This window comes from Roseateles sp. So40a (assembly GCF_048081605.1).
In the GTDB taxonomy this organism is placed as follows: Bacteria; Pseudomonadota; Gammaproteobacteria; order Burkholderiales; family Burkholderiaceae_C; genus Roseateles.
This window is the reverse complement of the sequence record NZ_CP182288.1, coordinates 5,213,678-5,232,644: the sequence shown is the minus strand read 5'-3', so window position 1 is coordinate 5,232,644 and position 18,967 is coordinate 5,213,678. Positions and strand designations below refer to the sequence as shown.

General features: G+C 69.2%; 23 protein-coding genes. 11 read left to right on the top strand and 12 right to left on the bottom strand.

The features are described 5' to 3' along the window. Positions 1–10: 10 nt before the first annotated feature. Positions 11–643 carry a response regulator gene (locus ACNI65_RS23905; protein WP_416759908.1) on the top strand — a complete coding sequence of 211 codons (633 nt, stop codon included), beginning with the start codon at positions 11–13 and terminating at the stop codon, positions 641–643. Here ACNI65_RS23905 and ACNI65_RS23900 read toward each other — a convergent pair. The 3 genes from ACNI65_RS23900 to ACNI65_RS23890 all read right to left on the bottom strand — a co-directional run bounded on the left by ACNI65_RS23900 (position 621) and on the right by ACNI65_RS23890 (position 1,735). Further along, positions 621–1,052 (bottom strand): response regulator, encoded by a 432-nt coding sequence (locus tag ACNI65_RS23900; RefSeq protein WP_416759907.1) that lies wholly within the window; start codon positions 1,050–1,052, stop codon positions 621–623. The genes ACNI65_RS23905 and ACNI65_RS23900 overlap by 23 nt on opposite strands. Positions 1,053–1,188: 136 nt before the next feature. Beyond that, positions 1,189–1,503 (bottom strand): BON domain-containing protein, encoded by a 315-nt coding sequence (locus ACNI65_RS23895; protein WP_416763694.1) that lies wholly within the window; start codon positions 1,501–1,503, stop codon positions 1,189–1,191. Between the two features lie 37 nt (positions 1,504–1,540). Then, the gene (locus ACNI65_RS23890) at positions 1,541–1,735 is read right to left on the bottom strand and encodes a hypothetical protein (protein ID WP_416759906.1); all 195 of its coding nucleotides are present in this window, start codon (positions 1,733–1,735) and stop codon (positions 1,541–1,543) included. Between the two features lie 201 nt (positions 1,736–1,936). On the opposite strand from ACNI65_RS23890, the gene ACNI65_RS23885 reads away from it, so the two are divergent. Then, the gene (locus tag ACNI65_RS23885) at positions 1,937–2,221 is read left to right on the top strand and encodes a hypothetical protein (protein WP_416759905.1); all 285 of its coding nucleotides are present in this window, start codon (positions 1,937–1,939) and stop codon (positions 2,219–2,221) included. Between the two features lie 86 nt (positions 2,222–2,307). Further along, positions 2,308–2,925: a DUF2242 domain-containing protein gene (locus ACNI65_RS23880; protein ID WP_416759904.1), complete on the top strand. Its 618-nt coding sequence runs from the start codon at positions 2,308–2,310 to the stop codon at positions 2,923–2,925. Between the two features lie 91 nt (positions 2,926–3,016). Here the strand turns inward: ACNI65_RS23880 and ACNI65_RS23875 are convergent, their stop codons facing one another. Then, positions 3,017–5,236, bottom strand: coding sequence for a M3 family metallopeptidase (locus tag ACNI65_RS23875; RefSeq protein WP_416759902.1), 2,220 nt, complete (start codon positions 5,234–5,236; stop codon positions 3,017–3,019). Positions 5,237–5,436: 200 nt separating this feature from the next. On the opposite strand from ACNI65_RS23875, the gene ACNI65_RS23870 reads away from it, so the two are divergent. The 3 genes from ACNI65_RS23870 (at position 5,437) to ACNI65_RS23860 (ending at position 7,801) form a co-directional block, all read left to right on the top strand. Further along, entirely contained in the window at positions 5,437–6,489 is a 1,053-nt protein-coding gene (locus tag ACNI65_RS23870; RefSeq protein WP_416759901.1) for a Gfo/Idh/MocA family protein, read from the top strand. 64 nt (positions 6,490–6,553) lie between these two features. Then, complete coding sequence (locus ACNI65_RS23865) at positions 6,554–7,114, top strand: GNAT family N-acetyltransferase (RefSeq protein ID WP_416759900.1); 561 nt, start codon at positions 6,554–6,556, stop codon at positions 7,112–7,114. Positions 7,115–7,159: 45 nt separating this feature from the next. Then, positions 7,160–7,801 (top strand): glutathione S-transferase family protein, encoded by a 642-nt coding sequence (locus ACNI65_RS23860; protein ID WP_416759899.1) that lies wholly within the window; start codon positions 7,160–7,162, stop codon positions 7,799–7,801. Between the two features lie 24 nt (positions 7,802–7,825). On the opposite strand, the gene ACNI65_RS23855 is transcribed toward ACNI65_RS23860, so the two are convergent. From ACNI65_RS23855 to ACNI65_RS23830, 6 genes are all read right to left on the bottom strand, one after another. Continuing rightward, positions 7,826–8,224 carry a hypothetical protein gene (locus ACNI65_RS23855; RefSeq protein ID WP_416759898.1) on the bottom strand — a complete coding sequence of 133 codons (399 nt, stop codon included), beginning with the start codon at positions 8,222–8,224 and terminating at the stop codon, positions 7,826–7,828. 7 nt (positions 8,225–8,231) lie between these two features. Next, a complete protein-coding gene (locus tag ACNI65_RS23850) occupies positions 8,232–8,945 on the bottom strand; it encodes a Bax inhibitor-1/YccA family protein (protein WP_416759897.1) in 714 nt (237 codons plus the stop codon). 108 nt (positions 8,946–9,053) lie between these two features. Beyond that, positions 9,054–9,998: a LysR family transcriptional regulator gene (locus ACNI65_RS23845; RefSeq protein WP_416759895.1), complete on the bottom strand. Its 945-nt coding sequence runs from the start codon at positions 9,996–9,998 to the stop codon at positions 9,054–9,056. A 277-nt stretch (positions 9,999–10,275) separates the two neighbouring features. Then, entirely contained in the window at positions 10,276–11,481 is a 1,206-nt protein-coding gene (locus ACNI65_RS23840; protein ID WP_416759894.1) for a trans-sulfuration enzyme family protein, read from the bottom strand. Then, the gene (locus ACNI65_RS23835) at positions 11,478–12,896 is read right to left on the bottom strand and encodes a pyridoxal-phosphate dependent enzyme (protein WP_416759892.1); all 1,419 of its coding nucleotides are present in this window, start codon (positions 12,894–12,896) and stop codon (positions 11,478–11,480) included. The genes ACNI65_RS23840 and ACNI65_RS23835 overlap by 4 nt, the downstream gene beginning before the upstream one ends. 192 nt (positions 12,897–13,088) lie before the next feature. Continuing rightward, positions 13,089–14,114, bottom strand: a complete 1,026-nt coding sequence (locus ACNI65_RS23830) for an isopenicillin N synthase family dioxygenase (RefSeq protein ID WP_416759891.1) — start codon at positions 14,112–14,114, stop codon at positions 13,089–13,091. Positions 14,115–14,278: 164 nt separating this feature from the next. Between ACNI65_RS23830 and ACNI65_RS23825 the strand changes: the two genes are divergently transcribed. The 5 genes from ACNI65_RS23825 to ACNI65_RS23805 all read left to right on the top strand — a co-directional run bounded on the left by ACNI65_RS23825 (position 14,279) and on the right by ACNI65_RS23805 (position 17,169). Next, positions 14,279–15,115, top strand: a complete 837-nt coding sequence (locus ACNI65_RS23825; protein ID WP_416759890.1) for an ABC transporter substrate-binding protein — start codon at positions 14,279–14,281, stop codon at positions 15,113–15,115. Between the two features lie 90 nt (positions 15,116–15,205). Beyond that, complete coding sequence (locus ACNI65_RS23820; protein WP_416759888.1) at positions 15,206–15,916, top strand: amino acid ABC transporter permease; 711 nt, start codon at positions 15,206–15,208, stop codon at positions 15,914–15,916. Between the two features lie 25 nt (positions 15,917–15,941). Then, positions 15,942–16,742: an amino acid ABC transporter permease gene (locus ACNI65_RS23815; RefSeq protein WP_416763693.1), complete on the top strand. Its 801-nt coding sequence runs from the start codon at positions 15,942–15,944 to the stop codon at positions 16,740–16,742. Then, on the top strand, positions 16,739–17,050 hold the full coding sequence (locus ACNI65_RS23810) for a hypothetical protein (RefSeq protein ID WP_416759887.1): 312 nt from the start codon (positions 16,739–16,741) through the stop codon (positions 17,048–17,050). Before ACNI65_RS23815 ends, ACNI65_RS23810 begins: the two co-directional genes overlap by 4 nt. Beyond that, positions 17,047–17,169, top strand: coding sequence for a hypothetical protein (locus ACNI65_RS23805; RefSeq protein ID WP_416759886.1), 123 nt, complete (start codon positions 17,047–17,049; stop codon positions 17,167–17,169). The genes ACNI65_RS23810 and ACNI65_RS23805 overlap by 4 nt, the downstream gene beginning before the upstream one ends. On the opposite strand, the gene ACNI65_RS23800 is transcribed toward ACNI65_RS23805, so the two are convergent. Both ACNI65_RS23800 and ACNI65_RS23795 read right to left on the bottom strand, forming a co-directional pair. Then, complete coding sequence (locus tag ACNI65_RS23800; protein WP_416759885.1) at positions 17,144–18,037, bottom strand: ABC transporter permease; 894 nt, start codon at positions 18,035–18,037, stop codon at positions 17,144–17,146. The genes ACNI65_RS23805 and ACNI65_RS23800 overlap by 26 nt on opposite strands. Beyond that, positions 18,034–18,966: an ABC transporter ATP-binding protein gene (locus tag ACNI65_RS23795; RefSeq protein ID WP_416759884.1), complete on the bottom strand. Its 933-nt coding sequence runs from the start codon at positions 18,964–18,966 to the stop codon at positions 18,034–18,036. Before ACNI65_RS23795 ends, ACNI65_RS23800 begins: the two co-directional genes overlap by 4 nt. Position 18,967 lies beyond the last annotated feature (1 nt).

Below are 18,967 nucleotides of genomic sequence, written 5' to 3'. Positions count from 1 at the left end.
CATCGCCACCATGATTCGAATCGCCATCGTCGACGACCACGCGATTGTCCGTGCCGGACTTCGGCAATTTCTTTCCGAGCAGGTCGATCTGCGCGTCAGCGGCGAAGCCAGCTCCGGGCGCGAGGCCCTCGACCTGGTCCGCGCCGGCGACGTCGACGTGATGCTGATGGATCTGTCGCTGCCCGACCAGAGCGGCGTCGAGACGCTCGCCGCGATCAAGGCCCGCAAGCCGGAACTGCCGGTGCTGATCCTCAGCGGCTTCCCCGAGACGCACTACGCGACCACGCTGCTGCGCCAGGGCGCCAGCGGCTACCTCAACAAGGAATGCGACCCCGAGGAGATCGCCACGGCGATCCGCACCGTCTTCCGCGGCCGCAAGTACATCACGCCCGCCGTGGCCGAGTTGCTGGCCGAGGGCCTGGGCGCGCCGGTGGACCAGGCGCCGCACGAGACGCTGTCCGAGCGCGAACTGCAGGTCTTCCTGCGGCTGGCGCGCGGCGAGACCGTCGGTCACATCGCCGACGGCATGTCGCTGAGCGTGAAGACGGTGTCCACCTACCGGTCGCGGGTGCTGGAGAAACTCGCGCTGAACACCAACAGCGAGCTGACCTATTACGCCCTCAAGAACGGGCTGATCGAGTAGTCGCATCGCGTTGGGCCGAATCGGCAAGACCGCCGCAGTAGGCCAGCAGGTCCTCAAGCTCGGCGGACTTGTCGAACACCTTGTCGGCGCCCAGCGCCAGGCAGCGCTGGCGCATGTCGGGCGTGGCGTAGTTGCTGAGCACGACCCGCCGCGCCGCGGGCATGCGCTCGCCGGCGGCCCTCAGCACGTTCAGGCCCGTGCCCTGCGCCAGGAAGAGGTCGATGATGACCAGGTCGCAGCCCGGGTGGGATTCGGACATCCAGTGGATGGCGCCGTTCTCGTCCACCGCGTGGCCGAGCACGCGCATGTCCAGCATCTCCTCGAGCGTCGCGACCAGGTTCTCCCGGATCACGGCGTTGTCCTCGACGAGGAAGCAGGTGAGAGCGGCGCTGGCGGGCGGGACTTCCATGACAAGGCTCGGGTACGGCTCGGGACCCACAAGCGGGTGCGCGCGAACGGACGAGATGCAGGGGCACCCCGTCCGTTCGCGCGGACGCCCGGCAGCGGTGGGTCAGTCCGCCGCCGGGCGTTCGGTCAATCGCGCATCAGTTGCGGATGGCGATCTCGTTCTTCACGCGCTTCACGCCCTTGACCTCGCGGGCCAGACGTTCGGCATCGGACTTCTCGGTGGCGTTCTTGGCGAAGCCGGTCAGCATCACCTCGCCTTGCAGCGTCTCCACGTGAATGGAGCTGGCGTCCACGGTCTTGGCCTCGACGAACTTGGACTTCACCGCGGTGGTGACGGCCGCGTCGTCGACGTACTCGCCGACCGAGGATTGACCGCGCGTCACGGCGCAGCCCGGCAGCAGGGTGAGAGCGCCCACAGCGGTGGCCAGGGCGAGAACGGTGGCTCGAATCATCATGTTGATCTCCTTCGATTGATGAAAAGGCTCGGACTCACGCGGCGTGACGGTCTGTCGACACGACGGCAGGGGCCGGCTCGGCGAACGTGGCGGGGGCGTGGTCCAGCAGATAAGGCAGTGCCGCTTCCAGACCCAGCACCGAGTCCTGGTCGCCGACCGCGGTCCACTGGACCTGGCAGGCGATGTCATGAACGTGCAATGCGAGGGAATGGTGGTCAGCGATGCCCATCTGTCAGCTCCTTGTGCACCCCGTGGTGCGCTGGAATTGACTCTACGTATGCCGAACAGTCCGGCCTGTCGTCCGCGTCCGCGATGTTTTGTAGGACAAGCGGAGATGGCGTGCCCCGTGGCGGGAATGAGGTGTTGTCCTACACGCGGGCGCGGGGGGACCTCACACCACCGGGAACGGCCCCTGCCTAGGATGCCGCTCATGGAAACCCTGGAACGTGTGAATGCCGAACTCCTGCTGTCGACACCGCTGACGGTGGTCGTGCGGGCGCGGCTGTCCTATCTGGACACCGATGGCCTGGCGGCGCAGGACGAATTGGCGCTGGTGATCCCGCGCAGCCGATGCGATGGGGATCGTCCCTACTGGCCGGCGCTGCTGTCCGCGGCGAGCGAGCACTGGCATCGATGCCCGGGACGAGCGTCCCGGCTGATGGTGTGCATCGACGGCGAATGGGAAACGCTGCTGGACGCCCAGGCGGCGCATTGAGCGCCCCGGCGGCTCAGCGGCCCCTAAGTTCCCGGAACTGAGGGCACGGATAATCCGTCGCTGGCCGACCTCGGCCCGACGACACGATGATCCGACGCCTCTTCCCCGATTGCTCCGCTGCCCGACGCCCGATGCGGGTGGTACTCGCCGCCGCCATGGCGGCGACGCTGATGGCGGGCTGCGGCAGCTTCGGCGGTGCGCCCGCCCACAAGAACTCCGTGTATCAGAGCGAGCGTTTCGCGTCCGACGAGACTTTCTCGCGGCTGTTCGACGCGAGCGTGCAGGACACCTGCGAGGCGGCGCGACGCGCGTTGCTGAGCCAGGGTTACGTGATCAACGCGGCCTTGCCGGACTCGATCTCGGGCACGAAGCGCTTCCAGCCGGAGGGCGAGGTTCATGTGGAGATCAGCTTCACGATCGTGTGCGTGCCGGAGGGTGGCGGCGGGAAGCTGGCGACGGCGTACGTGTCGGCGCTGCAGGACCGCTACAACGTCAAGCGCAGCGCGAATTCGACGAGCCTGGGGGTGAGCGCGATCGGATCGATCTCGGTGCCCTTGTCGTCGACATCGGAATCGCTGGTGAAGGTCGCTTCAGAGACCATCCCGGCCGGCCAGTTCTACGACCGGTTCTTCGCCCTGATGCAGCGGTTGATTGCGCAGCAGGGGGTGGAGGAAACGCCGGAGGCGGAGAAGGCGGGCGGGTGACGGTTCTGAAATGACGCGGGGCGCCTCGATGGGCGCCCATTGATCAACTTCGGTTGAAGACCCACCTTCGGGCGGGTCCCTCTCCCCCGAATTACTGTGGCGTCGACGCCTGCGGCTTGCCCGCCGTGCGGGTCTTCTCGATCACCAGCCCGCGGCGCTCCAGCAGCGGCTGGATCTGCGGCTCGTGACCCACCACCCCGCGGAACAGCGTCAGCGCGTCCTGGCTGCCACCCTGCGACAGCAGCTTCGCGCGGAACGCATCCCCCAGCTCGCGCTTCAGACCGCCATTGGCCTTGAACCACTGCACCGTGTTGGCGTCCAGCACCTCCGACCACACGTAGGCGTAATACCCCGCCGCGTATCCGCCCATGATGTGGCTGAAGTAGGGCGTGCGATAACGCGGCGGCACCGCGTCATAGTCGTAGCCCTCCTCGCGCAGCGCCTTGGCCTCGAAGGCCATCACGCCATCCGCCGCCGGGATCTGGTCCAGCGGCAGCTGATGCCAGCGCTGGTCCAGGCTCGCCGCGCTCAGGTACTCCGTCGTCGCGAAGCCCTGGTTGAACTGCTTGGCCGCCAGCACCTTGTCCAGCAGCGCGCGCGGCATCGGCTCGCCCGTCTTGTAGTGCTTCGCGTAGTTGGCCAGCACGCTCGGCCAGTCCGCCCACATCTCGTTGACCTGCGACGGGTACTCCACGAAGTCGCGCGGCACCTTCGTGCCGGCCATGCTCGGGTACTTCACGTTCGAGAACATGCCGTGCAGCGCATGCCCGAACTCATGGAACATCGTCGTGACCTCGTCCCAGGTCAGCAGCGTCGGCTTGCCGTCCGCCGGCTTGGGGATGTTCAGGTGATTGGCCACCACCGGCTTCTGGTTCAGCAGACCGCTCTGGTCGACGTACGCGTTCATCCACGCCCCGCCGCGCTTGGACGGCCGCGCGTACATGTCCGCGATGAAGATCGCCAGCTGCGATCCGTCCGCGTTGAACACGTCATAGACCAGCACGTCCGGGTGGTAGACCGGCAGGTCGTGGCGCTCCTTGAACTTCAGGCCGTAGAGCTGGCCCGCCGCGTAGAACACGCCGTTCTCCAGCACGTTCTTCATCTCGAGGTAGGGCTTGAGCTGCGACTCGTCGAAGCCGTACTTCTCCGAGCGCAGCTTCTCGCTGTAGAAGCTCCAGTCCCAGGCCGCCAGCTTGAACGACGGCTGCTTGGCCGACGCCTGCTCGCGGTCGATGATCGCCTGCAGCTCGGCGCCCTCGCGGCGCGCCGCGCCGACCGCCGCCGGCGCCAGCTGGCGCAGCATGCCGTTGACCGCCTGCTGATTCTTGGCGGTCTCGTCCTTGAGCACGAAGTCCGCATGCGTGGCGAAGCCCAGCAGCTTGGCGCGCTCGGCGCGCAGCGTGACCACGCGCGACACCAGCGCCGTGTTGTCGTACGCATTGCCGCGCGAGCCCCGCACCACGGAGGCCTCATAGATGCGCTGACGCAGCGCGCGGTTCTCGAGCTGCGACAGCACCGGCTGTCCGGTCGTGTTCAGCAGCGCGATCAGGTACTTGCCCTCCAGGCCGCGATCCTTGGCGGCGGCCGCGGCGGCGGAGATCTGCTCGTCGCTCAGGCCCTTGAGCTCGGCCACGCTGTCCACGACCACCGCCGAGTCGTTCACCTCGGCCAGCACGTTCTGGTTGAAGCGCGCGCCCAGCTGCGCCATCTCGGCGTTGATCGCCTTCATGCGCGCCTTGCCGTCGTCATCGAGCTTGGCGCCCGCGCGCAGGAACTGGTTGTACTGGCGCTCGACCAGGCGCTGCTCCTGCGCGCCCAGGCCCAGCGTCGCACGGCGCTGATACAGCGTCTCGATGCGCGCGAACAGCACCGGATTCAGCTGGATCGCGTCGCGGTGCGCGGCCAGCTTCGTCGCGTAATCGGCCTGCAGCTTCAGGCGCGCGGGATTGGCGTCCGCGCCGGTCAGGCTCATCAGCAGCGTGGTCGCCCGGCCCAGCGTGCGGCCGCTGCGCTCCAGCGCGACGATGGTGTTGTCGAAGGTCGGCGCCGCCGTGTTGCCGGCGATGGCGGCCACCTCGGCCAGGTGCTCGGTCATGCCCTGGTCGATCGCGGGACCGATGTCGGCATCACGGATCTTGTCGAACGGCGGGTACTGCAGCGGCAGGGTGCTCGGCGCCAGCAGCAGGTTGACGGCGTCGGCCGCCGGCGTGGCCTGGGCCGAGGGCGCGGCGGTCTGCGCCAGGACGGTCGAGGAGGTCGCGAGGTTCGCGGAAAGCGCCACGGTAGCGGCCAGGACGAGACGGATCCTCATGGGATTCTTGGGAGTCATGAGAGACGGGGCCCGGCTGTTGGCGGGCGCTGGCAGGTTGTGCGAGGCCGTCACCTTAGCCGATGCGGCCGCCGAAACCGAAGGCCACGGGCGCCGTCCGCCCCTGCGGCGAACCCGCCCCGGGACAACCCTGAGACCCGCGTCGATCGCCCCGCCGCCGCCCGTCCACCCGGGCGTTTAGCATGGCCGCCATGTCCGACCGCAGCTTCCACTGGGCCCTGATCGGCCCCGGCGCCATCGCGCACCGCTTCGCCGACGCTGTCGCGCGGCTCGAGGGCTGCCGCCTGCACGCGGTCTGCGGCCGCGACGCCCACCGCACGCAGCAGTTTGCCGATCGATGGTCCCGGCCCGGCGAGCCTGCCGTGCTCGCGCACACCGATCCGGCCGCGGTCATGAGCGATCCGGCCGTCGATGGCGTCTACATCGCCACGCCGCATGGCCAGCATTTCGAGTACGTGCTGGCCGCGCTCCAGGCCGGCAAGGCCGTGCTGTGCGAGAAGTCGCTGGTGCCCAACCAGGAGATGGGGCGGCGCCTGGTCGAGGCCTCGCGCCAGCACCGCGCCTTCCTCATGGAAGCGGTGTGGACGCGTTTCCTGCCGGCCTATCAGGCGCTTGCCGCCTGGTTGCGCGATGGCCGCCTGGGCGCGCTGCGCGGCATGCAGTCCAGCTTCTGCTTCCCGGCGCCGTTCGACCCGGACAGCCGCATCTTCAATCCGGCGCTGGCTGGCGGCGCGCTGCTCGATGTCGGCATCTACAACCTCACCGCGACCCGCTGGGTGCTGCAGCACGCGCTCGGCGAGGTGCCGCCGCTGGTGGACCTGACCGTGAAGGCGCGGCTCGCGCCGACCGGCGTCGATGCGGGGCTGGCGGTCACGCTGGACTTCGGCGATGGGCTGGTGTCGCAGTTCCAGTGCGCCGTGGATACCTTCGCGCCCAACACGATGCACATCCTCGGCGATGCCGGCGCCATCGTGCTGCCCGAGACCTTCTGGGAAGCGACGCGCCTCCAGTGGCTGCCCGCGCGCGGCAACGCGGAGACGCTTGATCGCCCCTTCGAGATCAACGGCTTCGAGGGCGAGATCCGCGAGACGATGCGCTGCGTGCGCGCCGGCGAGATCGAGAGTCCGGTCGTCCCGCACGCGGAGACCCTGGCCGTGCTGGGCTGGATGGACCGCATCCGCGCGCTGGCCGGCGTGCGCTATCCCTTCGACGACGACTTCCCGCCGCCGCGCTGACCCCGCGGCCGGCGCACCGCCCGATCCCAGGACCGCGACCCCCAACGAGAGCCGAAGAGCCGCCATGGAGACACAACCCGCCGACTTCACCGAATCGATCCCGGTGCCGCTGCCCGACACCCCGGCGCTGCGGATCGAGCGCGCCGCGCCCGACGACCTGCCGCGGATCGAGAACCTCATGCAGTTCTACAACTACGACCTCAGCGAATGGACCCCGGTCCCGTTCGCGCCCGAGGGCCGTTACCTGCTGCGTCCCAAGGCGCCGTACTGGGCGCAGCCGGACGTGCACCCGTTCCTGATCTCGGTGGGCGACGAACTGGCCGGCTTCGCCGTGGTCGACGGCGACTGCGAGGATCCCGAGGCCGACCACAACATGGGCTACTTCTTCCTGGCGCGCGGTTACCGCGGCCACGGCCTGGCCGCCCGCGCGGCGGGCGAGGTGCTCGCGCGTTTCCCCGGTCGCTGGGAGGTCTACCACCTGATGGCCAACACGCCGGCCGTGCAGTTCTGGCCGGGCGTGATCCGCGGCCGGGCCGCCGGCGAGATCGTCCGCGAGGTGCGCTCGCTGCACGGCGACGAGTGCTGCCTCTACCGCTTCGACGTCGCGCTGCCGCCCGGCGCCTGATCGCCCCACCGCCTCGCCACCGCCTCCCCACGCCAAGGAAACGCCATGCAGCTCATCGGCATGCTCGACTCTCCCTACGTCCGCCGCTCGGCGATCGCGATGCTGCTGCTCGGGCTGCGTTTCGAGCACCGCTCGCTGTCGGTGTTCCGCACCTTCGACGAATTCAGCCGGATCAATCCGGTCGTGAAGGCGCCGACCTTCGTCTGCGACGACGGCACGGTGCTGATGGATTCGACGCTGATCCTGCAGTACGCGCAGTCGCTGTCGCCCGGACGCGCGCTGCTGCCGCCCAGCGATCCGGCGCTCAAGCGCGCGCTGCGCCTGACGGGGCTGGCCCTGGCCGCCACCGACAAGAGCGTGCAGGCGGTCTACGAGCAGCAGCTGCGTCCCGACGACAAGCAGCACGCGCCGTGGCTGGACCGCGTCGGCGCCCAACTGCGCGCGGCGCTGATCGAGCTCGAGGCGGAGATGGGCAAGGCGCCGCTCTCGGCCGAGCGCGACGCGATCGGGCTGGCGGGCGTGACGATCGGGGTGATGTGGGAATTCGCGCGGGAACTGACGCCGGAGCTGCTGCCGCCGGCGGAGCAGCTGCCGACGCTGATCGCCTATGCGACCGAGGTCGAGCAGCTGCCCGAGTTCCGCGCCGCGCCTCACGGGGACGGCATCGTGCAGCCCTGCGGGGGCTGAGCGTGAGTTTGACGGCGGGGCCGCTCAGCGCGCGAGCGCTGTCGGCGTGCCCGCGCTGGGCAGGCGCTTGATCAGGTAGTTCAGCACCAGCGCGATCACGATCAGCACGGTGAGGCCCAAGGCCCAGCCGATCCACACCAGCGGCACCAGCCAGCCGATCGCGGTACCCGCCATCGGCGCCCCGGTGCCGGCCATTTCCAGCAACCACTGCACGAGGGCCTGCACCGCCTCCAGAAGGCCGGTGTCGAGGAAGGGTTCGGTCCAGGCGGGGAACTTGAATTCGACCGCGGTCTTGCCCAGTTCCGCCGCGCGGCCGGTGGAGAGGGCCTCCACCGTCCAGCGCACCAGCCCCGCCGCGGCCCAGGCCAGCCCGCTCCAGATCAGCGCGAGCAGCCCGGTCACGGACCAGAGGAAGGTCTTCATCGCGGCGTCAGTCGTCGCTCGAGCCAGCGAAGCCGAAGATGCTCAGCAGGCTGGTGAACAGGTTGAACAGCGAGACGAACAGGCTGACCGTGGCCATCACGTAGTTCCGCTCGCCGCCGTTCACGATCATGCTGGTGTGGAACAGGATCATGCCCACCGACAGCAGCGCCACGACGCCCGAGACCACCATCGCCAGCATCGGCAGCTGGAAGAACAGGTTCGCGAGCGACGCCAGGATCGCGATGATCATCCCGGCGAACAGGAAGCCGCCCATGAAGCTGAAGTCCTTCTTGGTCGCCAGCACGTAGGCCGACAGCACCAGGAAGGTCGCGCCGGTGGTGCCCAGCGCCAGCGCGATCGTGTTGCCGCCGCCGGGCAGCGTCAGGATGGCGCTGAGCAAGGGGCCCAGCGTGTAGCCCATGAAGCCGGTCAGCGCGAACACGAGCGGCACCGAGGCGGCGCTGTTCTGCGTCTTGTGGATCGCGAACAGCAGGCCGAAGTAGCCGACCAGCGTGAGGATCATGCCCGGGGCGGGCAGGCGGTACGCGACCGCCGCTGCCGCGACCGCGCCGCTGAACAGCAGCGTCATCGACAGCAGCGCGTAGGTGTTGCGCAGCACGCGCGCCACGTCGGCGCGCTGGGTGAAGACCGAATCGCCGCCGTGACCGGTGGCGGGCGTCCAGGCCGAGGGGGACGCCGGATGTCGTTGGTAGTCGCTCATGACTGGTTCTCCTGGATCCGAGTGAGCCGTTGGACGGGAAGCGCGCTCGCGCGCGCACGAGGTGCGGACCTTAACGCCGTCACAACATCGAAGAAACCTGCATCTTCCTCACTCTGCTGAAGCAATTTCCGATTCGCTGTCGATGTCCGCCATCTGCATCGGCATGCCGCGACGCTGCATCAGCTTGGCGACCAGCGGGTGGTTCTGCCCGCGGCGCGAGTAGATCGCGTGCACGTCCTCCACGACCTCGGTCTGGCCCAGCAGGTGCAGGCCGGCCATCATCGAGAGGTCGTCCGCGCCCAGGCGGCTGACCGGGAACACGCCCAGGCCGCGGGCGGCGAAGACGCTCATCAGCGCGCTGTCCTCGAACTCGCCCACGATCTGCGGACGGATGTGGTGCTGCTCGAACCAGCGCTCCAGGCTCGCGCGCAGCGAGGCGTGGCGCGTGGGCAGCAGCACGGGCAGCGTCTCCAGCACGTACGGGAAGCCCTTGTTCGGCGCGCGGCGCGCGCGCTCGACCAGCTCCGCCGGGCCGTACCAGTCCACCGAGGTGCTGGCCAGCAGCTGGCTGGTGATGCGCAGCGTCGGATTCACCGGCGCCGGCTGGTCGGTCAGCACCAGGTCCAGGTGATGGAGCGCCAGCTCGCCGATCAGCTGATCCATCTCGCCCTCGTGGCAGACCAGGCGCAGTTGCGGCGTGTCCAGCACTGGCGCGAGCAGTGCGTGCGCGGCCAGCTTGGACAGTCCGTCCGACAAGCCCACCGACAGGCGCTGCACGCGCTGGGTGGCGGCCTCGTGGACCTCGTGCGGCACGACCTGGCCGATCTGGAAGATCTCCTCGGCGCGGGCGAAGGCAGCTTGGCCGGCCTCGGTCAGCACCAGGCCGCGGCCCTCGGGCTTGAGCAACTGGTGGCCCAGCGAGCGCTCGAGCTCGCGCACCTGCGCGCTGATGGTCTGGACCGCCATGCCCAACCGGTCGGCCGCCCGGGCGAAGCCGCCCTCCTTGGCGACGACCCAGAAGTAATGCAGATGACGATAGTTGAGGGCGGACATGGCAAGGCCTCCGAAAGAAACGAACCCGAATGATAGAAGCGCTTCGCTTAAACGGAAGTTAAGAACGTTCTAACGAAGGTTTTTCCGACAGCCGCATCGACGCGACCGGGTGGAGTCGGGGCCCCTCCCGGTTCAGTTCGACGCGCGATTCAAGCGCACATCTTCACGCATTCTTAACGGGTTGCTTCGTTTCTTGTGCGGAAAGCAGTTCGAAAAAGCAGAACGCGCCGGAGGCCTCCCGGCCCCGGCGCGTTTTTTCAAGCGATTCGGACGGGCGTCAGATCGCGGCCAGACCGGCCTTCAGGTCGTCGCGCAGGTCCTCGATGTCCTCGATGCCGGCGGAGATCCGCACCAGCGAATCGGTGATCCCGAGCCGGGCGCGGGTCTCGACCGGGATGGACGCATGCGTCATGAGCGCGGGCAGCGAGATCAGGCTTTCCACGCCGCCCAGGCTCTCGGCCAGCGAGAAGATCCGCACGCGTTCCAGGAAGCGACGGGCGCCGGCCAGGTCGGTGTCCAGCTGCACGCTGATCATCCCGCCGCCGCCGCGCATCTGCTGCCGCGCCAGGGCCTGCTGCGGATGGCTCTCCAGGCCCGGGTAATGCACGCGGCGCACCTTGGGCTGCGCTTCCAGCCAGCGGGCGAGCTCCAGCGCGCTCTCGTTGTGGCGCGCCATGCGCAGCGCCAGCGTCTTCAGCCCGCGCAGCGCGAGGAAGCTGTCGAACGGACCGGCGATCGATCCCACCGCGTTGTGCAGGAACTCGAGCTGCTCGCGCAGCGCGGCCTGGCGCTGCTCGCCACCGACCACGACCACACCGGAGATCACGTCGCTGTGTCCGTTGAGGTACTTGGTCGCCGAGTGCATCACCGCGTCGAAGCCCAGCTCCAGCGGGCGCTGCGCCCAGGGGCTGGCGAAGGTGTTGTCGGCGATGGCGAGCGCGCCATGCGCGCGGGCGATCTTTGCGACCGCGGCCAGATCGGTCAGCTTGAGCAGCGGGTTGCTCGGCGTCTCGATCCAGATCATCTTCGTCTCGGGCCGCAGGGCGGCGCGGACCTGCTCCGGATCGCTGCTGTCGACGTAGGTGACCTGCAGGCCGGCGCTGCGCTTGCGCACGCGCTCGAACAGCCGGTAGCTGCCGCCGTAGAGGTCGTCGCCGGCGACGATGTGCGCGCCGGCATCCAGCGTGTCGAGCACCGTGGCCATTGCCGCGAGTCCCGACGAGAACGCATAGCCCTGCACGCCGCCCTCGAGGCTGGCGATCGCGCGCTCATAGGCCTGGCGCGTCGGGTTGTGCGTGCGGCCGTACTCGTAGCCCTGGTGCACGCCGGGGCTCTGCTGGCGGTAGGTCGAGGTCGCGTAGATCGGCGGCATCACCGCGCCGGTCAGCGGATCGGGGTGCTGGCCGCCGTGGATCGCGCGGGTATCGAAGCGCAGGTCGGCGTCGGCGGGATGGTTCTTGTCGTTGTCGGAGGCGTGGCTCATGACAAGCCCTTTCGCAGGTGGTTCAACAGGTCGAATCGGGTGACGAGGCCATGGAAGCCGCGATCGTCGGCGATCACGGCCACCAGGCCCTTGCGCAGCTGCGCGATCAGATCGGACAGCGGCGCGCCCGGAGGCAGCGTCTGCACATCATGACTCATCGCGCTGTCCACGCTGTCCTTGAAGTGGCGCGCGTCCATGTGCATCTGCGCGAGCAGGTCGGACTCGTCCAGCAGTCCGACGAGCTTGCCGTCCTTGAGCACCGGCAGTTGGGAGACCTCGGCCTGGCGCATGCGCGAGAAGGCGGTGGCCAGCGTGTCCTCGGGGCTGACGCTGACGACGGCGCCTTCCTCGGGCAGCCGCGCGATCAGGTCGCGCAGGTCGCCCTTGGTGGCGCGCTTGAGCAGGCCCTGGTCGAACATCCACGGGTCGTTGTAGACCTTGGACAGATAACGCGTGCCGGTGTCGCACACCAGCGTGACGACGCGCTTGGGCGTGGTCTGCGCGCGGCAGTACTTCAGCGCCGCCGCCAGCAGCGTGCCGGTGGACGAGCCCGCCAGGATGCCCTCGGCGCGGTAGAGGTCGCGCGCGGTGGCGAAGCTTTCCTCATCGGTGATCGAGTAGGCGTGGCGCACGCCGCTGAGGTCGGCGATCGGCGGCACGAAGTCCTCGCCGATGCCCTCGACGGCCCAGGAGCCGGCGTCGCCGTAGCTGCCCTTCTCGATGAAGTCCTTGAGGATGGATCCGGCCGGATCGGCCAGCACCACATCCAGGCCCGGACGCACCTTGGCGAAGAAGCGCGACAGCCCGGTGATCGTGCCGCCCGATCCCACGCCGCAGACCAGCGCATCGATGCGGTGGCCGATCTGCTGCCAGATCTCCGGCCCGGTGGTGGTCTCGTGGGCGAGCGGGTTGTTGGGGTTGTTGAACTGGTCGGCGTACCAGGCGCCGGGGATGTCCTGGACCAGGCGCGCGGCGCGATCCTGGTAGTAGTCGGGGTGGCCCTTGCCGACGTCGGAGCGGGTGATGTGCACCTCGGCACCGAGCGCCTTGAGCTGCAGCACCTTCTCGGCGGACATCTTGTCGGGCACGACCAGCGCGACGCGATAGCCCTTGGCGCGCGCGACCAGCGCCAGCCCCAGCCCGGTGTTGCCGGCGGTGGCCTCGACGACGGTGCCGCCGGGCGGCAGCAGGCCGTCGCGCTCGGCGGCCTCGATCATCGACAGGCCGATGCGGTCCTTGATCGAGCCGCCGGGGTTCTGCGATTCCAGCTTGAGGAAGAGCTGGCAGGGGCCGGTGTCGAGCCGGTGGACGGGGACCAGCGGCGTGTTGCCGATCAGGTCCAGCACGGCGGGGCGGTCAGGCCGCTCGCGGCGATCCAGCGGGGGGTGGGAAGCAGTCGTCTCCGTGGCGGTCATGCGCGCTCCTTGTGATCCTGGTGGGATGGGTCGGGCGTCGCGGCCGGCGAGGGTCACGCCGGACGCGGGCAAACCGCGCAGCCTAAGGGCCGGGAGCCGGTCACTCCAAGCGCGGTTGTCGCAGCAGCTTATCCGCGGAACGCATGAGCGGCCATGGCCGAACGTAACGACCCCGGCGCCTTCCGGGGACGTTCACGGCAGCACCGCCGCGCCCAGTTCGGGGAAGACCTTGCCGACCTTGCCCATGAGGTACTCCCCGTAGGTGCCGCTGAACACGTGGACATTGCTCGCGTCCCAGCGCGAGGCGCTGTCGTCCTCGGCGGCCGCCAGTCCGGCGATCGGCGAGACGCGGCTGTCGAAGGCGGGGTCGAGGAACAGCGGGATCGACAGGCGGTCGCGCGCGCCGCGGTTGAGCTTCACCCGATGCGGCGTGCTGCGGTAGAGCCCGGCGGTCATGCGATCGAGCATGTCTCCGATGTTGCAGACCAGCGTGCCGGGCAGCGGCGGCGCCTGGATCCAGCCGCGGCGCGTGCGGACCTCCAGCCCGCCGCTGTCGTCCTGGTACAGCAGCGTGAGCAGCCCGTAGTCGGTGTGCTCGCCCACGCCCCAGGGCGCCTGCGCATCGTCGACGTCCGGCGCGACGGCCGGATAGTTGAACAGGCGCAGCAGCACCAGCGGATCGGCGGTCCAGCGGCTGCGGAAGTAGTCCGCCGGCAGGTCCAGGCTCAGCGCGATGCCGCCCAGCACGCGCTGGCCCACGGCCGTGACTGCGTCGAGATAGCTCAGCACCGCCTCGCGCAGACCGGGCACCTCGGGCCACAGGTTGGCGCCGTGCAGCGGCGTGCTGGCGCGCACGCGCGGATCGTCCGAGGGAAGTTCGGTGCCGAGGTACAGCCCCTCCTTCCAGTCGGGGCGGCCCGAGGTCAGCTCGCCGCCGGTCTGGAAGTAGCCGCGCCACGCGCGCCCGCCGTCGCGCATCGGCCATCGCAGCTTCTCCGCTTCAGGCAGCGCGAAGAACTCGCGCGCGAGCCGGTCCAGCCGCGCGATCAAGGCCGGGTCGACACCGTGATGGCTCACGTAGAAGAAGCCATGCGCACGGCAGGCCTCGCCGATGCGCGCCGCCGCGAGGCGGCCGGCGCTCGAGGGCGGCTCGGCCGAGGCTGGGTCGGGCAGGCCGGTCAGGTCGATGACGGGCACGTGGTCGTGGAGCAGGCTCATGCGGCGAAGCATGCCGCAAGCGCGAGACCGCGTCGGCATCGGGGACGTGCGCCGCCGCGCGAAATCCGCGCTTGGATATGCCCATCGCTTCGTTCGTCGCGAGGCGGCGTTTTCCTAAGCTGGCGTCCATCGAGAACCACCGCTCCCACCCGGAGCCCGACGCCATGACCCTCACCGTGACCCGCCGCGCGCTGCTCGTGATCGCCACCTCCGCCGCCATGATGGGCCTGGCCCACGCGGACCAGCTGGACGACATCCGCAAGAAGGGCGAGCTCGTCGTGGGCGTGCTCGGCACCGATGAGCCCAACAGCTTCGTCGATCCGAAGACGCGCGAGATCGTCGGCTACGAGGTGGACCTGGCCAAGGCCGTGGCGCAGAAGCTCGGCGTGAAGCTCAAGCTCAAGCAGCTCGCGGTGGCCGCGCGCATTCCCGAGCTCCAGCAAGGCCACGTGGACCTGCTGGCGGCGAGCCTCACGCACAACAAGGAGCGCGAGGCGGTGATCGACTTCTCGCTCACGACCTTCGTCACCGGCCAGAAGGTGCTGGTGAAGAAGGACAGCGGCATCACCGCGCTGAACCAGCTCGCCGGCAAGAAGGTCGTGACCGTCAAGGGCGGCACGCAGGAGCCCAACGTGCGCAAGGCCGTGCCCAGTGTCGAGGTCGTCACCTTCGACACCGGCCCGCAGGCCTTCCAGGCGCTGCAGCAGGGCAAGGGCGTGGGCTTCGTCAACGATGAGGTCTCGCTGCTGGACCAGTTCGCCAAGCTCGGCCCGGCGGCGGCGCAGTACGAGATCCTGCCGGCCAACCTGAGCGTCGAGCCGCTCGCGCTGGGCCTGCGCAAGGGCGAGACCAAGCTCAAGGCGCAGGTCGACGGCGCCTTGCGCGAGCTCGAGGCCAACGGCACGGCGGCGCAGCTCTTCAACAAGTGGTACGGACCGACGACGCGGCTGAAGTTCCAGACGCGCAGTTTCAAGATCGACAGCGACCAAGTGGAGGGATGAACACGACCCAGATGAACTGATCACCTTGTCATCCGATGCGAGCACGCCCCGGCTTCGGCCGGGGCGATGTTTTTTCCGGACGCCGATGTCATGCCTGAACTCGATTTCACACCGCTGCTGCACGGGCAGTTCCTCGATTGGCTCGCCGCCGGCGTGCGGCTGTCACTGACGCTGACCGTGCTGGCGCTGGTCCTGGCGTTGCCGCTGGCGACGGGCGTGGCGCTCGCGCGACTCGCGCCGTCCGCACCGTTCGCGCCGTTGCGGTGGCTGGCCACCTTCTTCATCGAGGCGGTGCGCAACGTGCCGCTGCTGGCGCACATGCTGTTCTGGTACTTCGCGGTGCCGGAGCTGCTGCCCGACGGGCTCAAGGCCCGGCTCTACGCGGGCAACGTCGAGGCGGCCGCGGCGCTGGCCGCGCTGGTGGTCTACACCGCCGCCTACATGGCCGAGGACATCCGCTCGGGACTGCGCTCGGTGCCGGCCGGGCAGTGGGAGGCGTCACGTGCGCTGGGCCTGGGATTCATCGCGGCGCTGCGGTGGGTCGTGCTGCCGCAGGCGCTGCGTGCGACGGTGCCGCCGCTGATCTCGCAGACGCTCAACCTGTGGAAGAACACGAGCATCGCGACGGTCGTCGGCGCGGCGGAGCTCATGTACCAGGCGCAACGGGTGGAGTCGGCGAGCTTCCGCGGCTTCGAGACCTTCGCGCTCGCGACGGCGACCTACCTCGGCGTGTCGCTGCTGATCACCGCGCTGGGCGCGCTGTACCAGCATCGTTTCCCCGCGCGGCCGGCGGCGCATTGAGCGCCAGGGAGACTTCGCCATGTCCATCGCCGAGATGATCGACACCTACTGGCTGTACGTGCTGATAGGGCAGTACCCGAACGGCCCGCTGGGCGGGCTGGCGCTGACGGTGCTGCTCGCGGCGCTGGGCCTGATGCTGGCGCTGCCGCTGGGCATCGCGCTGGGCGTGGCTCGGGTCAGCGGTCGCGCCTGGCTGCGGCGGCCGGTGACGGCGCTGGTGTACGTCGTGCGCGGCACGCCCTTGCTGATGGTGGTGTTCTGGGCCTACTTCTTCCTGCCCGCGGTGACCGGGCACAAGACCGACCAGTTCAACACGATGCTGACGGCGCTGGTGATCTTCGACGCGGCCTACCTCGCCGAGATCGTCCGGGCGGGGCTGCAATCGCTGCCACCGGGTCAGCGGCTGGCGGCCGAGGCATTGGGCATGACGCGGGGCCAGTCCTTGCGCCTGGTGCTGCTGCCGCAGGCGCTGCGGCACATGCTGCCGTCGCTGGTGAATCAATTCGCGTCGACGATCAAGGAGACCTCCATCGGCACGATCATCGGCTTGTCGGAGCTGTCGTTCATCGCCGGGCAGGTCAACGCGCAGGTGCTGGTGCAGCCGGTGGCGGTGTACGGGACGCTGGCCGGGTGCTACTTCGTGCTGTGCTTCGGCCTGTCGCGGATCGCGCAGGCGGTGGAGCGGCGCAGCGGACCGCGAGGGCCAGGTGTTGCCATGCGTGCGGTCACACGGTCATCGTGGACAGACCGCTTCCGCGCATTCATGCGAGGCGGACTACGGAATCCAGTGAGCTCCTTGAGCAGGAGAGCAAGAACCAGTCAGTGACGAAGATCGTGCGCAAGAGCAACCTTGCGGCTTCGCGATCCGATGTGCGTGTCGAGTCACCGAAGGGCTTCGGTGGCAACGCCACGGAGCGATCATTGAACGGGAATGCCATGCTCGATCTGAAGCTTTACCACCGCGCGCTCCAACTCTCCGACGAACCGCTGAGTCCGGAGGAGATGGTGACTTTGGCAATGAAGACCTACATCGCCATCCAGGCCGCCCATCGATTGGGCGAACTTGGTGGCTGTGCGCCCGACATGGAAGACATTCCGCGCCGCCGCTGGGATCCGGAAGGGGCTGCCGAATGAACAACAAGATCGTTGTCGACTCGTCCGTCTGGATCGACCACTTCAGCAGGCGCAAGCCAGTGCTGCTGGCGCGACTGTCGCCCGCCAATCAACTCACCGCTGCATCCCCCACCGCCTGACCGTGGCCTGCTCGACGGTGCTGAACACCAGCCGCTCCACGAGCCAGCCGATCAGGATCACCAGCGCCAGACCCGCGAAGACCCGATCGGTCTGCAGCTCGTTGCGGTTCTGGAAGATGTACCAACCCAGCCCGCCCTGGCCCGAGGACGCGCCGAAGAAGAGCTCGGCCGCGATCAGCGTCCGCCACGCAAAGGCCCAGCCCACGCGCAGCCCCGAGAGGATGGCCGGCAGCGCCGCCGGCAGCAGGATCTGCGCGACATACGCCGGACCCTTCAAGCCGTAATTCCGCCCCGCCATGCGCAGCGTCTCCGGAACCGAAGCGAACCCCGCCGAGGCCGCCAGCGCCAGTGGCCACAGCACCGCATGCACCAGCACGAAGATCAGGCTGCCTGAGCCCAGCCCGAACCACAGCAGCGCCAAGGGCAGCAGCGCGATCGCGGGCAGCGGATTGAACATCGCCGTCAGGCTGGACAGCAGATCCCGCCCCCAGCGCGACGAAGTCGCCAGCGCCGTCAGCGCCAGCGCGAGCACCACGCCCAGCGCATAGCCCTGCAGCAGCAGCTTGAGCGAGATCCCCGCGCGCACCAGCAACTCGCCGCCAGCCAGGCCCTCCCACAGCGCCCGAGCCGCCGAGGTGAAGGTCGGGAACAGCAGGTCGTTGTCGGCCACGCGCGCGGCGATTTCCCACAGCCCGGCCAACAGCGCGAGCAGCGCCACCTGGCGCCACGCGCTGGAATCGAGCGCGCGCTTCCAGAGCGGGAGCACGGCCAGCTCCGGCGGCGCCGCGGCGCCGGACAGAGAGAACTCGCGCTCGGCGCGCACGGGAGGATCCAGCGGCCGAGCGGTCGGCAGCACGGTGACGGTCATGGCGATGTCCAGGTCCAGGCGGCGACGCGCTCCGCCGCCACCGTCTCATCGACGGCCGGCGCCGCCTCGGAGCCGGGCACGGTCGCGGTCGCGTCGTCGCCGAACAGCAGTTGCTCGATGCGGTTGGCCTGGCGCGCGCGCTGCGACGGCGTCAATCCCTGCGCGTTGAGCTCCGCGCGCACGCGCCCCGGATGCGGCGACAGCACCAGCACGCGGTGGCCGACGATCAGCGCTTCCTCGATCGAATGCGTCACGAACAACAAGGTGAAGCGCTCCTGCTCCCACAGCGCGAGCAGTTCGTCCTGCATCCGGCGGCGCGTCAGCGCATCCAGCGCGGCGAAGGGCTCGTCCATCAGCAGCACGCGCGGCTTCATCGCCAGCGCACGGGCGATCGCCACGCGCTGCTTCATCCCACCCGACAGCTGATGCGGATACGCCGACGCGAAGTCCGCCAGCCCCACGCGCGCCAGCCAATCCCGGGCGCGCTCGAGCGCCAACTTGCGCGATGCTGCGCCCGACGCGATCAATGGGAACGCGACGTTCTCCAGCACCGTTTTCCACGGCGGCAGCTGATCAAATTCCTGGAACACCGCGATGCGGTCCGGACCAGGGCCGCTGACGGGCGCGCCGTCCACGAGGATGCGCCCCTCGGTCGGTGCGATGAAACCGCCGACCGCCTTCAGCAAGGACGACTTGCCGCAGCCCGACGCCCCCAGCAGCACGAAGCGCTCCGACGGCATCACGTCGAAACCGACCCGATGCGTCGCGCGGACCACGCCGCGGTCAGAGCGGTAGTCCAGGCTCACGCCCTCGACGCGCAGACGCGCCCGGGCCACGTCCTCACGCGCGCCCGCCTGGCCGCCGGCACCGCATGCCTCGCAGGCCTCCGGGACCGGCACCGTGTCGACGGCGTCCAGCACGGCGCTCATG